10 protein-coding genes are annotated in these 14218 nt (G+C 56.6%); all 10 read left to right on the forward strand.

Features of this window, described 5'->3' with window-relative positions; all coding sequences use genetic code 11:
- The first annotated feature begins 391 nt into the window (after positions 1-391).
- The 10 genes from A2273_05435 (at position 392) to A2273_05480 (ending at position 14164) form a co-directional block, all read left to right on the forward strand.
- Positions 392-1699 (forward strand): hypothetical protein, encoded by a 1308-nt coding sequence (locus A2273_05435; GenBank protein ID OGF07903.1) that lies wholly within the window; start codon positions 392-394, stop codon positions 1697-1699.
- Between the two features lie 254 nt (positions 1700-1953).
- Complete coding sequence (locus tag A2273_05440; GenBank protein ID OGF07904.1) at positions 1954-4434, forward strand: glycogen phosphorylase; 2481 nt, start codon at positions 1954-1956, stop codon at positions 4432-4434.
- An 88-nt stretch (positions 4435-4522) separates the two neighbouring features.
- The gene (locus tag A2273_05445) at positions 4523-6307 is read left to right on the forward strand and encodes a hypothetical protein (GenBank protein OGF07905.1); all 1785 of its coding nucleotides are present in this window, start codon (positions 4523-4525) and stop codon (positions 6305-6307) included.
- 342 nt (positions 6308-6649) lie between these two features.
- Positions 6650-8392 carry a hypothetical protein gene (locus A2273_05450; protein OGF07906.1) on the forward strand — a complete coding sequence of 581 codons (1743 nt, stop codon included), beginning with the start codon at positions 6650-6652 and terminating at the stop codon, positions 8390-8392.
- A 72-nt stretch (positions 8393-8464) separates the two neighbouring features.
- Positions 8465-9031, forward strand: a complete 567-nt coding sequence (locus tag A2273_05455; GenBank protein ID OGF07907.1) for a pseudouridine synthase — start codon at positions 8465-8467, stop codon at positions 9029-9031.
- 13 nt (positions 9032-9044) lie between these two features.
- A complete protein-coding gene (locus A2273_05460) occupies positions 9045-9935 on the forward strand; it encodes a hypothetical protein (GenBank protein ID OGF07908.1) in 891 nt (296 codons plus the stop codon).
- 105 nt (positions 9936-10040) lie between these two features.
- Complete coding sequence (locus tag A2273_05465) at positions 10041-11192, forward strand: hypothetical protein (GenBank protein OGF07909.1); 1152 nt, start codon at positions 10041-10043, stop codon at positions 11190-11192.
- A gap of 138 nt (positions 11193-11330) precedes the next feature.
- The gene (locus A2273_05470) at positions 11331-12278 is read left to right on the forward strand and encodes a hypothetical protein (GenBank protein OGF07910.1); all 948 of its coding nucleotides are present in this window, start codon (positions 11331-11333) and stop codon (positions 12276-12278) included.
- Complete coding sequence (locus tag A2273_05475; GenBank protein ID OGF07911.1) at positions 12275-12529, forward strand: hypothetical protein; 255 nt, start codon at positions 12275-12277, stop codon at positions 12527-12529. Before A2273_05470 ends, A2273_05475 begins: the two co-directional genes overlap by 4 nt.
- 159 nt (positions 12530-12688) lie before the next feature.
- Positions 12689-14164, forward strand: a complete 1476-nt coding sequence (locus A2273_05480; protein ID OGF07912.1) for a glycine dehydrogenase (aminomethyl-transferring) — start codon at positions 12689-12691, stop codon at positions 14162-14164.
- The last annotated feature ends 54 nt before the right edge of the window (positions 14165-14218 follow it).

Genomic DNA, 14218 nt, shown 5'->3' on the forward strand with positions numbered 1-14218 from the left:
GTAGACAGTATACGGTTTTTGCGTTACTCTCTCTCTGACGGCTCCCTACCCACCCGTTCAATCTGCCGGGCGGGAAGGATTCTCAGGGTGACAATCGTGCATTAAGTAAAAAGCCCCGGTGTTCTCTGTGTGCTTGGTGTGAGAAAGGGTTCCCTGGATCGCTTCACTTCGGTAGCCATTCAAGGGGTTATGCTCAGTGCGGGCTCTTGTCAGGTAAAATCATTTTCTCAATGACGGCTCCCTACCCACCCGTTCAATCTGCCGGGCGGGAAGAGGTCTCAGGGTGACAGGTTTGTATTGATAAAAATTTTGGTGTCTTGGTGATTAAAGCTATGGATTCCTGCCTGCGCAGGAATGACAATATCAAATAAAAATTCATTAATAAATTTTTATGCCGGCAAAGGATCAAGCCAAACGGGCCTGGGTGGTCTCGGTGGACATGGGCTACGGGCACCAGCGGGCCGCCTACCCCCTGAACGAGATCGCCAACGAGCGCATTATCACCGCCAACAACGACCAGATCATCTCGGAACGGGAGCGGGGCATCTGGCAATGGAGCCGCATCGGCTACGAGACGGTATCCCGGCTGAAGACCATCCCCGGGATCGGCAAGTTCATCTTCGGGGCCTACGACAGCCTGCAGGCCATCGCGCCGTTCTATCCCTTCAAGGTGAACGCCCGGCCCAATCTGACCGTGCTCCGGGTCAAGGGCCTGATCAAGCGCTGGGGGCTGTGCAGCAGCCTGATCGACTACGTCAAGAAGGAAAAACTGCCCATGGTCACCACCCATTTCATTCCGGCCCTGGCGGCCGACTACCTGGGGCTGGATGACGTCCACTGCATAGTCACCGATACCGACATCAACCGGGTGTGGGTAACGGACAAGCCCGCCCAGACCAGGATCAAATACCTGACCCCCTCGCGCCACGCCGCCATCCGCTTAAGGCAGTACGGGGTGCCCGAGGACCGGATCATCATGACCGGCTTCCCCCTGCCCCGGGAGAACACCGGGGGCCGGGACCAGAAGGTCCTGAAAAAGGACCTGGCCGAGCGCCTGCCCAACCTGGATCCCAACAAAAAGTTCATCACTGCCTACGACGAGGTGCTGAAGAAATACCTGGGCGAGACCAGGGCCAAGAGCAGCCATCCCCTGACCCTGTGCTATCTGGTGGGGGGGGCCGGGGCCCAGACCGAGATCGGCATCACCATCGTCAAGGCCCTGCAGAAGAAGCTCTGCGCCGGCGAGATCAGGATCAACCTGGTGGCCGGCACCCGGCTGGACGTGGCCTCGTATTTCAACCGGGAGTTGAAGGCCCTGGGCATCGATCCCCAGACCAACTCGGGGGTCAAGGTGGTCTACGCCCTGGACAAGCGGGCCTACTTCGCCCAGATCAACCAGGAGCTGCGGACCACCGACATCCTGTGGACCAAGCCCTCGGAGATGTCGTTCTACACCGCGCTGGGCCTGCCGGTGATCATCGCCCCGCCGGTGGGGGCCCACGAGAAGTTCAACCAGGAGTGGCTGGAGCACATCGGCTCGGGCTTCGTCCAGGAGGATCCCCGCTACGTGGACCAGTGGCTGTATTACGTGCTGGAGAGCGGGAAATACGCCGAGGCCGCCTGGCACGGTTTCATGAACGCGCCGTCGATGGGGACCTACAACATCGAGGATGCCCTGTTCGGCAAAGCGGGGGATTAATTGAACGCTGATTTGATGGATTTGGTTTAGGATAGCGTAATCCTTAGGTTGATAAGCCAGCCTGGCTATCCGAAGGATCTGCCCGCGAAAAGAACGAAAAAGGTTTTGGTGCCGACCCCGCCCTCCTGGCGGTAGTGTCATTCCCGACTTGATCGGGAATCCATAATCCCTTCCCGCATCGGGAAGGGGAAGGGGTTAGGTCCGTTCTTATCCAAGGCATTCATTTTACAAACCTATAATTAAGTTTATCGACCATGCCGGAAAAGAAAATAAAAATATCCGACGAGGTGACCCGCCAGGGGATCGACAAGGAGTCGCTCAAAAGATCCTTCCTGGACCACATCTCCTTCTCGCTGGCCAAGGACAAGTATTCGGCCACCAAGCGAGACTACTATCTGAGCCTGGCCCTGGCCATCCGGGACCGGCTGGTGGAGCGCTGGGTGCGGACCCAGCAAAAGTATTACCAGGTGGACGCCAAGCGGGTCTACTACCTGTCGCTGGAATTTTTGATGGGCCGCAGCCTGGGAAATTCCATCATGAACCTGGAGATGGATTTCGCCTGCCGCAAGGCCCTGGAGGAGCTGGGATTCGACCTGGAGGAGATGATGGACGTCGAATGGGATGCCGGGCTGGGCAACGGCGGCCTGGGCCGCCTGGCGGCCTGCTATCTGGACTCGATGGCCTTTCACGCCCTGCCGGCCTACGGCTACGGCATCCGCTACGAGTACGGGATATTCTTCCAGAAGATCCAGAACGGCTACCAGGTGGAGACCCCGGACAACTGGCTGAGATACCAGAATCCCTGGGAGCTGCCCCGGCCGGAGCACCTGTATCCGGTGAAATTCTACGGCCGGGTGGAGGTGGACAAATGGCCCGACGGCCGGCCCCGCTTCCGGTGGCAGGACGGCGAGGAGGTGATGGCCATGGCCTACGACACCCCGGTGCCGGGCCACGGCAACGACACCGTCAACACCCTGCGGCTGTGGTCGGCCAAGGCCACCCGGGAGTTCGACCTCAGTTATTTCAACAGCGGGGACTACGTGGCGGCGGTGGAGGACAAGAACCAGAAGGAGAACATCACCCGGGTGCTGTATCCCAGCGACAATGTCTACCAGGGCAAGGAGCTGCGCCTGAAGCAGCAGTATTTCTTCGTCTCGGCCACTTTGCAGGACGCCATCCGGCGCTATAAAAAGACCCAGCCGGACATGACGGCCTTTCCCGAGAAGACCGTCTTTCAGCTCAACGACACCCACCCGGCCATCGCCATCCCGGAGCTGATGCGGCTGCTGATGGACCAGGAGGGCATGGAGTGGCAGGAGGCCTGGGACATCACCGGCCAGGTGTTCGCCTACACCAACCACACCGTGCTGCCGGAGGCCCTGGAGCACTGGCCGGTGGACATGATCGAGCGGATGCTGCCCCGTCATTGGCAGATCATAGGCGAGGTCAACCGCCGGCTGATGGACGAGGTGGGAGAAAAATACCCGGGCGATGAGCAGAAGAAGCAAGCCATGTCCATTATCTCGTCCGGCCCCGAGCCCCAGGTGCGGATGGCCCACCTGGCCATCGCCGGATGCTTCTCGGTGAACGGGGTGGCCGAACTGCACACCCGGATCCTCAGGGAGATAGTGTTTCCGGAGTTCAACGAATTCTTCCCCGGCAAGTTCAACAACAAGACCAACGGCATCACCCCCCGCCGCTGGCTTAAGAAATGCAACCCGGGGCTGTCCGAGCTGATCACCAAGCATATCGGGCCGGAGTGGATCAAGGATCTGACGCTGCTCAAGGAGCTGGCCCCGCTGGCCGGGGACTCGCTGTTCCGCGAAAGGTGGCGGGTGGTCAAACGGGAGAACAAGATCCGGCTGGCGGAATACATCCGGACCCACAACGGGCAGGAGATCAACGTCAATTCCCTGTTCGACGTCCAGGTAAAGCGTTTTCACGAGTACAAGCGCCAGCTGCTGAACGTGCTGGGGGTGATCGCCCAGTACAACCGCATCAAGAAGGACCCCAAAGCGCCGGTGGTGCCGCGCACCGTCATCTTCGGCGGCAAGGCGGCCCCCGGATATTTCATGGCCAAGCTGATTATCAAACTCATCAACTGCGTGGCCGACAGGGTCAACAGCGACCCCGATATCGGCAACAAGCTCAAGGTGGTCTTTCTGGCCAACTACGGGGTGTCGCTGGCCGAGCTGATCATGCCGGCCGCCGAGCTGTCGGAGCAGATATCCACCGCCGGGATGGAGGCCTCGGGCACCGGCAACATGAAGTTCGCCCTGAACGGGGCCCTGACCATCGGCACCCTGGACGGGGCCAACATCGAGATCATGGAGGAGGTGGGCCAGGACAACATCTTCATCTTCGGGCTGACGGCCGAGGAAGTATCCCAGTTAAGGGCCAGGGGCTACGATCCCCAAAATCAGTATCATTCCAACGGCCAGCTCAAAGAGGTGCTGGACCAGCTGGACGACGGATTCTTCTGCCGGGATGATCCCGGGCTGTTCAAGCCCATAGTGGACAGCCTGCTGAAGCAGGGCGACTACTATCTGCTGCTGGCCGACTTCGCCTCCTATATGGAATGCCAGGAGCGGGTCAGCCGGACCTATCTCGATCCCGACCAGTGGTCCCAGAAGGCCATCATCAACGTGGCCCGGATGGGGAAATTCTCCAGCGACCGTTCCATCAAGGAATACGCCGAGCAGATCTGGCAGGCCCGATCGGTGCCGATCGAGTAGGCGGTAGTTAATAGTTGTGGGTCATCAGTAATTGGTAATCCGCTAGTATTCAGTAAACATCATCACCAAATATATGGAAGGACAGTTTATGGCGGGGCAGGAATTAAAGTGGAACCTCAACGACATCGTGGCCAAGGGAAAATTCGACCAAACCTATTCCGGGATCGAAAAGGACATCGCCGGGATGGCGGAGCAGATAAAGCTGCTCAAGCCCCAGATGTCGCTGGGCGAATTCAAGCAGGTCATAGAATTCCGCGAGGATTTGAAGACCAGGGTGTCGAAGATCTCTGCTTACGGCGAGCTATGGGAGAATGCCGACCTGAAGTCACAGGACGCCAAACTGTACAAAGCGCGCACCCAGGACCTGGGCATCAAACTGTCCGATGCCCTTCTTCCCCTGGAACACTGGCTTAAAGGGCTGACGGTGGAGGGCCTGGAGAAGCTGGACGACTTCAACGCCAACCGGCTGTTCGCCGAACTGCCGGATCTGGAGTACGTATTCAACTATAACCGGGCGGCCGCCCAGCACACCTTAAGCCAGGGCGAGGAGAGGCTGATCACCCGCAAGAGCGTCACCGGCTCCCAGGCCCTGGTGGATATGTACAACCTGGTCACCGACAGCTTCGAGTATAAATTCCAGCCCAGGGGCGGAAAGGCAAAGGTATTCAAGACCCAGGGCCAGGTGCGCAATTACTATTACAGCGCCAAGGCAGCGGAGCGGGAGGCGGCCTATAAAGCCGTCTTCAAACCCTACCATGACAACGAGGACAAGCTGTTCGTCATCTACCGGGCGCTGGCCAAGGATTGGGACAACGACGCCCGGCTGAGGAACTTCCCCGGCCCCATCTCCATGCGAAACTTCTACAACCGGGTGCCGGATGCGGCCATCAACACCCTGCTGGAGGTCTGCCAAAAAAACGTGGGGATATACCAGGATTTCTTCCGTTACAAGGCCAAACTGCTGAAGATAAAGAAACTGCGGCGCTACGACCTGTACGCCCCGCTGGAGGCCCCCAGGTCAAAAATGTCGCTGCCCGCGGCCAAAAAGCTGGTGCTGGAGATCTTCCGCGACTTCGCGCCGGGCTTTGCCGACAAGGCCGAGTCCATCTTCAAGGCCGATCACATCGACAGCCATCCCCGGCCGGCCAAGGACACCGGGGCCTTCTGCTCCGACATCGCGCCGGGGGTCACCCCCTACATCCTGCTCAACTACACCGGCAACAATTCCTCGGTGTCCACCCTGGCCCACGAGCTGGGGCATGGGGTCCACGACCTGTACGCCCAGAACCATTATTATACCTCGTCCCACACTACCCTGCCGCTGGCCGAGACGGCCTCCACCATCTCCGAGCTGATGGTGTTCGAAAAACTGCTGGGCCAGGCCAGATCCGACAAGGAGCGCCGGTCCATGCTGCTGGAGAAGCTGGGCGACTCCTACGCCACGGTCATCCGCCAGGCCTATTTCGTGATGTTCGAGAACCAGGCCCACCAAAGGATAACCCAGGGCATCAAGTCCGACCAGCTGAGCGACCTGTACCTCAAGCAGCTGCGTTCCCAGCTGGGCTCGGCGGTGGAGGTGGCCGAGGAATTCCGCAGCGAGTGGTCCTACATTCCGCACATCTTCCAGACCCCGTTCTACTGCTACGCCTACAACTTCGGGGAGCTTTTGGCCCTGGCCCTGTTCGCCCGGTACAAGGACCAGGGCAAGCCCTTCGTGCCCAAGATCGAGAAGATCCTGGCCTACGGCGGCTCCCAGAGTCCGGACCGGATCATCAAGGAGGTGGGCATGGACATGTCCTCGCCGGAATTCTGGCAGGGAAGCTTCGAGGTGGTCAAGAGCTGGCTGAGCGAGCTGAAGAGACTGTCAAAATAACCATTCCAAGGGCTGCCGGCATCCGGCAGCCTTTTTTGGTGACGTCAGCTCGAGAAAGACGGACCCCTCTCCGGCCTCTCCCCCAAAGGGAGAGAGGCCCAATACTATATTTTTGGGTTGCGGAAATACGCAACCTGTAGTAATATGAAAAAATGGTCATTTTGGTTTCTTTCCTCATCGACCGGCTGAACAATTCCCGGCTGGGGCGGGAGGATCCCGCCCTGCCGCTTCAGCAGTCAATAAAAAATGAAATTTCAGGGCAGGCTCATCCCTGATAAATCAGAAGAGGGTCGATCTTGCCTGTCACGAAATATATTAGCAATCAAAACTATCGGAGGCATTATGAAGAAAATAGTTATGATCCTAACCCTTCTGGCGGCGGCTCTGATCCAAAACGGCTGGACGGCCAGGCCAGCCGGGCCCGGGGATAATTTCCGTTTGGTGGTGCTGGCCGACCGCACCGGCGGAGCCAATCAAAAGGCCTTCGAGATGGTGCTGAGGGATATCGAGTGGATGAAGCCGGATCTGGTGGTGACGGTGGGAGATCTCATCCAGGGCTATGCTGACTCGGCCGGGACGGTCAAGGACTGGGATGCCACCCTGCCGATGTTAAAAGCGCTCTCCTGCCCGGTGTACCTGACCCCCGGCAACCACGACATCACCACTCCCGAGGTGCGCAGCATATTCATCAAAAAGACCGGACGCAACCCCTATTATTCCTTCGATCACCAGAACAGCCATTTCATCGTGATGGACAACTCACTGGTGGAGACCCTGGACAAGATGGATCCCGCCCAGATCAGGTGGCTGGAGAAGGACCTGAGATCGCTCAGGAACAGATCCGGCATCTATATTTTCATGCACAAGCCGTTCTGGGCGGCGGGGGTGGGGGCCGGACAGCCGGACAAGCTGCACGACCTGTTCAAGAGATACAAAGTTACGGCGGTGTTCGCCGGGCACTGGCACAATTATGCCTCGGAGGTCATTGATGGCATCCGCTACGTGGTGATGGGCAGCTCCGGGGCGGATATCGGCCCTTCGGAAAATATCAGCCTGGCCGGCTTCTACCAGTACCTGTGGGTCACCGTCAAGGACGGAAAATTCAGCCCGGCATTGGTGCGGGCCGGCAATACCTTTGATCTAGATCACGTCAGCCTTAAGGAGGAGACCTTCGCCCATCAGATACCCACCAAGGCGGTGTTTGTTGATGGGCCGGAACTGATCGAGGGCAGAAAATTATCATCCCTGGAGGCCGAGGTCAGGATCAAGAATCCCACAGACAAGCCTATAAAAACCGAGATCTTATGGGAGACCGGCCAGAACTGGAAGGCTGTCAAGAACAGCATCCCGGTGGAGATAGCCCCCGGCGACAGCTTGAAGTCCGTCTTCAGGTTCAAAGGCTCCGGAACCCTGTATCCCCTGCCGGTGATGAAAATGTCCTATCCCTTCGGGCGCGATAAATTTTATAACCTGGAGATGAGCCCCAATGTGACCCGGATCCTGGAGTGCCCCCGGGCCAAAAAATCTCCGGCCATCGACGGCCGGTTCGATAAGAATGAATGGCTGGGGGCCGGCAAGATAGCCGATTTCTGCGGCTGGGACGGCAATCCGGCATCGGCCGATCCCACCCAGGTCTACTTCATGCACGATGGGGAGAACCTTTATATCGCCGCGGTCTGCCGGGACACCGTCATGGCCCAGCTGAAGGCCGCCAAGACCGTCCGGGACGACCAGGTGTACAACGACGACTGCATCGGATTCCTGTTCGCCGCCAATAAGGACACGGTCTACCAGATGTACGTCAATCCGGCATCCACCGTCTGGGACCAGCTGATAGACAATACCCGCGACGATCTGGACCAGAAATGGAACGGCGGCTTCCAGGCCAAGGCCCAGGCCGGGGAAAGGGAATGGGTGCTGGAGATGAGGGTGCCATTAAAGGATATCGGCCTGCCGGTGCTGAACAAGGCAGCCGAGATGAGGATGAACATCCGCCGCAAGCAGCAGCGCAACAACCAGTCGGCCCTGTGGATGTACGACTGGTCGTACCAGACCAAGAACTTCGGAGTGGTCAGGTTCAAATGATAAAGCCGGGAGTAGCATGAATGTTTGGGCCGGCGGGATGTCCGCTTTCCTGAACAGGAAGGGGTTAAAGTTATGCTGATCGCTTTCAACAAACCATACGGGGTGCTGTCGCAGTTCACTTCGGACGATCCCCGCCATGTGACCCTGGCCAAGTTCGGCTTCCCCAAGAACGTCTATCCCCTGGGGCGGCTGGACGCCGACTCCGAGGGCCTGCTGCTGTTGTCCGACGAGGCCGAGCTGAACGCCAAACTATTGAATCCCCGGCAGGGCCATTCCCGCACCTACTGGGTCCAGGTGGAGAATATCCCCGGGGAGAAGGATCTTTTAAAACTGCGAAAAGGGGTAACCATCAAGGGACATCCGACCCTTAGCTGCCAGGCCATGATCCTGGATCCCCAGCCGGTGATGGAGGAACGCGACCCGCCTATCAGGTTCCGCAAAAATATCCCCACCTGCTGGCTGGAGATGGCTTTGACCGAAGGCAAGAATCGCCAGGTGCGCCGGATGACGGCGGCCATAGGATATCCCACCCTGCGGCTGGTGCGGGTCAGTATCGGAAATTATCAGTTGGGCGGCCTTAAGCCGGGGCAGCGAAAGCCGGTGACCTCCGGGGAAAGACGCAAGATATTCAACGTTTAAAGAGGTAGGAAACATGCCTATTAAAAGGATCACCTTTGCTCTGCTGTTTTTGACCGGGTGTTGCTTCTGGATCACGCCGGGCCTGGCCCAGCAGCCGATCAAGGGCCGGCTGCGGATGGCGGATTCCACCTTCATCCAGATAGTCAAGACCATAGACGGCTCCAGCAACGTAGGAAGCATCATTCAAATCGATTCTGTCAATATCCTGTTGCAAACCTCGGTGACGGCAATGACCATTCCCATCGTCAAGATCACCGAGATCAAGGAGATCCCGGCGGAGTCCATCAAAAACGGCGAGTACTGGTTCTCCAATCCCAACGCCACCCGGCTGTTCTTCGGGCCGACCGCCCAGATGCTTAAAAAAGGCCAGGGCTATTTTTCCGACACCTATATTTTCTTCCCCCAGGTGGTGTTCGGCCTCACCGACAACATCACCCTGGGAGGCGGAATATCCCTGTTTCCCGGGGGCGGCGGCAACCAGATAATTTACTTGATGCCCAAGGTCGGGATGCCGGTCAGCGAAAAATTCCATCTGGCAGGAGGGGCGTTGATCATCAAGCTTCCCGATCTCGACCAGGAGGCCTCGACGGTAGGGGTCCTTTACGGGGCCGGCACCTACGGCGGCCCCGACCGCAGCTTCACCGCCGGACTGGGCTATGGTTTTGCGGGAGATGAAATGGCCGACCGGCCGATGGTGATGGTGGGCGGGGAGCACCGCCTGTCGCGCCGGGTATCCTTTGTCACCGAGAACTGGCTGTTTCCCGGCCTGGACCAGCCGCTGGTCTCGGCCGGCTTTCGTTTCTTCGGCGAGGGGCTGGCGGTGGACCTGGCCCTGGCCAACGTGCTGGGCGAGGACATGGTCACTCCGGGGATCCCCTTCATAGATTTTGTTTATAACTTTTGAGCACTCAATGCTGCTGATAGAACATAACTCACGGCCCGCCGGACAGGGTAGGAAACCACCCCCAGGTCATCGGAGCCTAACTGGCAACCCAACATTGACGACATTATGGAGATAAAACCCAAAAATGCGGTCGGGACCGTAATTCTGGTCCTGATCGCCGTTGAGCTGGTCTTCATCATCAAGGGAAACGGGCATCTCGAAATGCTCCAGAGCCGGAGGGCCAGACTTGAGGAGGCCATAGAACTATCCAATCAGGGGGTGGCGCTTTCCCGGCAGGAGGAATATCCCGGGGCCCTCAAGCTCCTGGAAAAAGCCCGGAGGCTGGCCCCGGAAGATTCGCTGATAGGGGAGAATCTCCAGGCGGTCTATTTCAATTCCGGCCTCAGCCAGATTCATCAGGGAAAATATCAGGAGGCGCTGGAGCTCTCCGGCCGGGGCCTGAAACTGATGCCGGAAAAACCGGCCCTCTGGTACCTGCGAGCGGAGGCCTGGTATGGTCTCGGCAGGAACGATTCCTGCCTTTCCTGCCTGGGCCAAGCCTACGACCTGAATCCCGGGGATTCGACGATAAGCGGCCTGTTGGGCGACCTGGACAACCGCTGCCGCCGGGAGGACGGCTTGGAGTCCAGCCAGACCGGGTATTTCGACATCAAGTTCGAGGGCGGGGAGAACCGGGAGATGGCCGATAAGGTACTTTTCATGCTGGAGGGCATCCGGGACAGGCAGGGGGCGCTGTTCGGCTGGCAGGCCCAAAGGAACATCAGCGTGATACTCTACAATAACCAGCAGTTCTCCGACATCACCAGCCTGGCCTCCTGGGCCGGGGCGGCCTTCGACGGGAAGATCAGGGTGCCGGTGGCCAATTACCGGGAGGCCCAGGAAGTGCTGGAGAGGGTGCTGACCCACGAGTTCGTCCATGCCCTGCTGTTCGAGATCGGGGGCCGGAAATTTCCGGGATGGTTCAACGAGGGCCTGGCCCAATATCAGGAGGGACAGCGGGCCGTCGATCACGCCTACCTTCCGTTATCCCAGCTGTCAGGTTCGTTTATGACCCTGGAGCGGGAGGATGCCCAGCAGGCCTACCGGGCCAGCCTGTCGGCGGTAAGTTTCCTGGTCGAGGACAACGGATGGGATATGGTCCGGCTGTTTGTGGACCAGATGGGGCAGGGGGGTGATTTTAAAGGGGTTTTTAAGGCATCATTCAATCTGTCGGTGGACGAGTTCGACCGGAAATGGAAGAGGAGCATCGATAAATAAGCAAGTCAAAATAAAGTAGTCAGTATACAGGAGACAGTATTCGGTATACGGGGAATTGCCCCAGCTTGTCCTCGCGAAGGCGGGGAATGGGAATCCAGGCCTTTCTTTACTACCAACGTAAATGAAAAAAGTATACGCATGAACGCTGCCAGAAAAGCATTGCGGGAAAAGTTTTACCTGAACCCACACGGCAATATTTCCGATATTTACGAGAGCCGGGGGGAGGTGCACCATTTGATCGGTAATTACGATCAGGCTTTGTCTGATTTTAGCAGGAACTTATTCGTCAGCGAAAAATTAAAGGACGAAAAAAGAGAAGCAAAAGCTATAGGTCAAATAGGGAATGTTTATTTGCACCAAAGCGACTTTGAAAAGGCAGAAACAAGATTCCATGATTCTTTAGCTTTGTATAGAAAAAATAATGGCAGTGAAGGCATGGCGTATTGCTATCGGCAATTAGGCAAAACTTTCCAATATAAGGAAAAATTCCAGGAAGCGAGTGAATTATTTAATAAATCACTTGAAATATATAATAATCTTGAAGAAGAAAACGGTGTTAATGCCGTATTGTTGAACATAGCGGATAATCTTATAAGCATTGAAAAATATAATGAAGCCTTAAAGCTGATTCAAGGGAAATTATTATTATTGACAAATAAAGTCAACCTAATAAGAGCTTACCAAGTATGCGGAAAAGCAATGCGTGAAATGGGGAATCATGAAGGAAGTATAGAGTATTTTAACAAGGCATTTTCCCTCTCCCGGGAAATTGGTGAAAAAAGCAGTATGGTTAATATATTGTGTGATATAGGGTTAGAATACTACAGCAGAGACGATTATCCTAAAGCAAAAAAATTGTTTAAAGAATGCCATAATCTAGCAGTTCAGCAGAATATGACCTTTATGAAAGTTGTGGCCCTTCTAAATATCGGTGATGTCTGCCATAGAATGAAAGATGATCGGGAGGCAATGATCTACTTAGATAAAGTTATTTCGCAAGATGTAAACATTGAGGGAATAAAAAACGAAGCTAAAAGGCTTGTCGAAGAAATTCAATTTGTTTTGAAAGGGGGTGAAAAAAGATGATTTATATTGGTATAAGGTCAGCCGGAAAGAAATATATTGTTCATCCAACGACGGAACAGGCATACCAGAATTCCAATGCTCTTAAAGAGAATAATATCTGGTATTATACTTCGGAAAAATCCATTGACGAGTTTGCCATTGCCGGAGCTTTTGGCACCTATGATTCCCTGGCGGAAGCAGAAAATACTATTAAGTCGGTGGATCCCGGGATCCAGAACGTTTATAAGCCCCCGGCACCACCAGCGGAGTGATAAATTAAAAGCGCCCATAAGGGTGCTTTTTTGATCTATACTAATGATTTTGAAACTGGTAAGTAATGCATTAAGCAATCATAATTTTATCTTGACATCATCCACTCTTTAATGATATCCTATGCTGTTATGCTACAACACATTGTTTAAAGGATTCCCATGATCGAGAAGAGCATTTTTGAACTATCATCCGCCGGCCGCAAGGGGCATCCCCTGCCGGCCTGCGACGTGCCCGTTAACCCCTTGAACCGGCTGATCCCCGAGAAATATTTGCGACCGGAACTGTCCTGCCTGCCACAGGTCTCGGAGATAGACGTGATGCGCCATTTCGTCCGGCTGTCCACCCTGAATCATCATGTGGACAAGGGCTTTTATCCCCTGGGCTCCTGCACCATGAAGTACAACCCCAAGATCAACGAGGATATGTCCCGCCTGCCGGGCTTCACCGGGCTGCATCCCCTGCAGGACCAGGCAGACATGCAGGGCGCCCTGCGGCTGATGAATGATCTGGGCGGCCAACTGTGCAAGATCGCCGGGCTGGAGGCCATCACCCTGCAGCCGGTGGCCGGGGCCCACGGCGAGCTGACCGCCTTGATGATGATCCGGGCCTATCATGTCAAGAAGGGAAATCCCAGAAAGAAGATACTGATCCCCGACTCGGCCCACGGCACCAACCCGGCCTCGGCCACCATCTGCGGCTACCAGGCGGTCCAGATAAAATCCAACGCCCAGGGGCTGCTGGATCCCGAGGACCTGAAGGCCCACCTGGATAACGAGGTGGCGGCCCTGATGCTGACCAATCCCAACACCCTGGGGCTGTTCGAAAAGAACATCTGCACCGCCACCAAAATGGTCCACGATGTCGGCGGCCTGGTGTTCATGGACGGGGCCAACCTCAACGCCCTGATGGGCATCGTCCGGCCCGGCGACATGGGCATCGACGCCATGCACTTCAACCTGCACAAGACCTTTGCCACGCCCCACGGCGGCGGCGGCCCGGGCGGGGGCGGGGTGGCCTGCACCAAGGCGCTGGAGCCTTTCCTTCCGGTCCCCACGATCGGGGCTCGAGAAGCGAAAAGCGAAAATCGGGAAACCGAATATTATTTGAACTACGACCGGCCCGACAGCATCGGCAAGGTCCACAGCTTCTTCGGCAATTTCCTGGTGATGGTCAAGGCCTACACCTATCTGCGGATGCTGGGGCCGGAGGGCGTCCGGGCAGCCGCTGAAAACGCCATCATCAATGCCAACTACATCATGCGCTCGCTGGAAGGGATCTACGACCTGCCCTATAAGGCCCACTGCAAGCATGAGTGCGTTTTCTCCGGGACCAAGTTCCGGGAGAAGGGGGTCAAGACCCTGGACATCGCCAAGCGGCTGCTGGACTACGGCTATCACGCCCCGACCATCTATTTCCCGTTGATCGTGCCCGAGGCCATCATGATCGAGCCCACCGAGACCGAGAGCCAGGAGACGCTGGATGCCTTCATCGAGGCCATGAAGAAGATAGCCCAGGAAATCGAGACCGATCCCGAGATCGTCAAATCCGCCCCCCATAATACCCCCATCGGCCGGCTGGACGACGTCAAGGCGGTCAAGGAGCCGAGGCTCAGATATTCAGGCGGGTGTTTATAAACGTTTGAACCGGTTGGAAACAGTTCGAACCGTTTCAAACAGTTTCAAATAGTT

This window comes from Candidatus Edwardsbacteria bacterium RifOxyA12_full_54_48 (assembly GCA_001777915.1).
Lineage (GTDB): Bacteria > Edwardsbacteria > AC1 > AC1 > EtOH8 > UBA2226.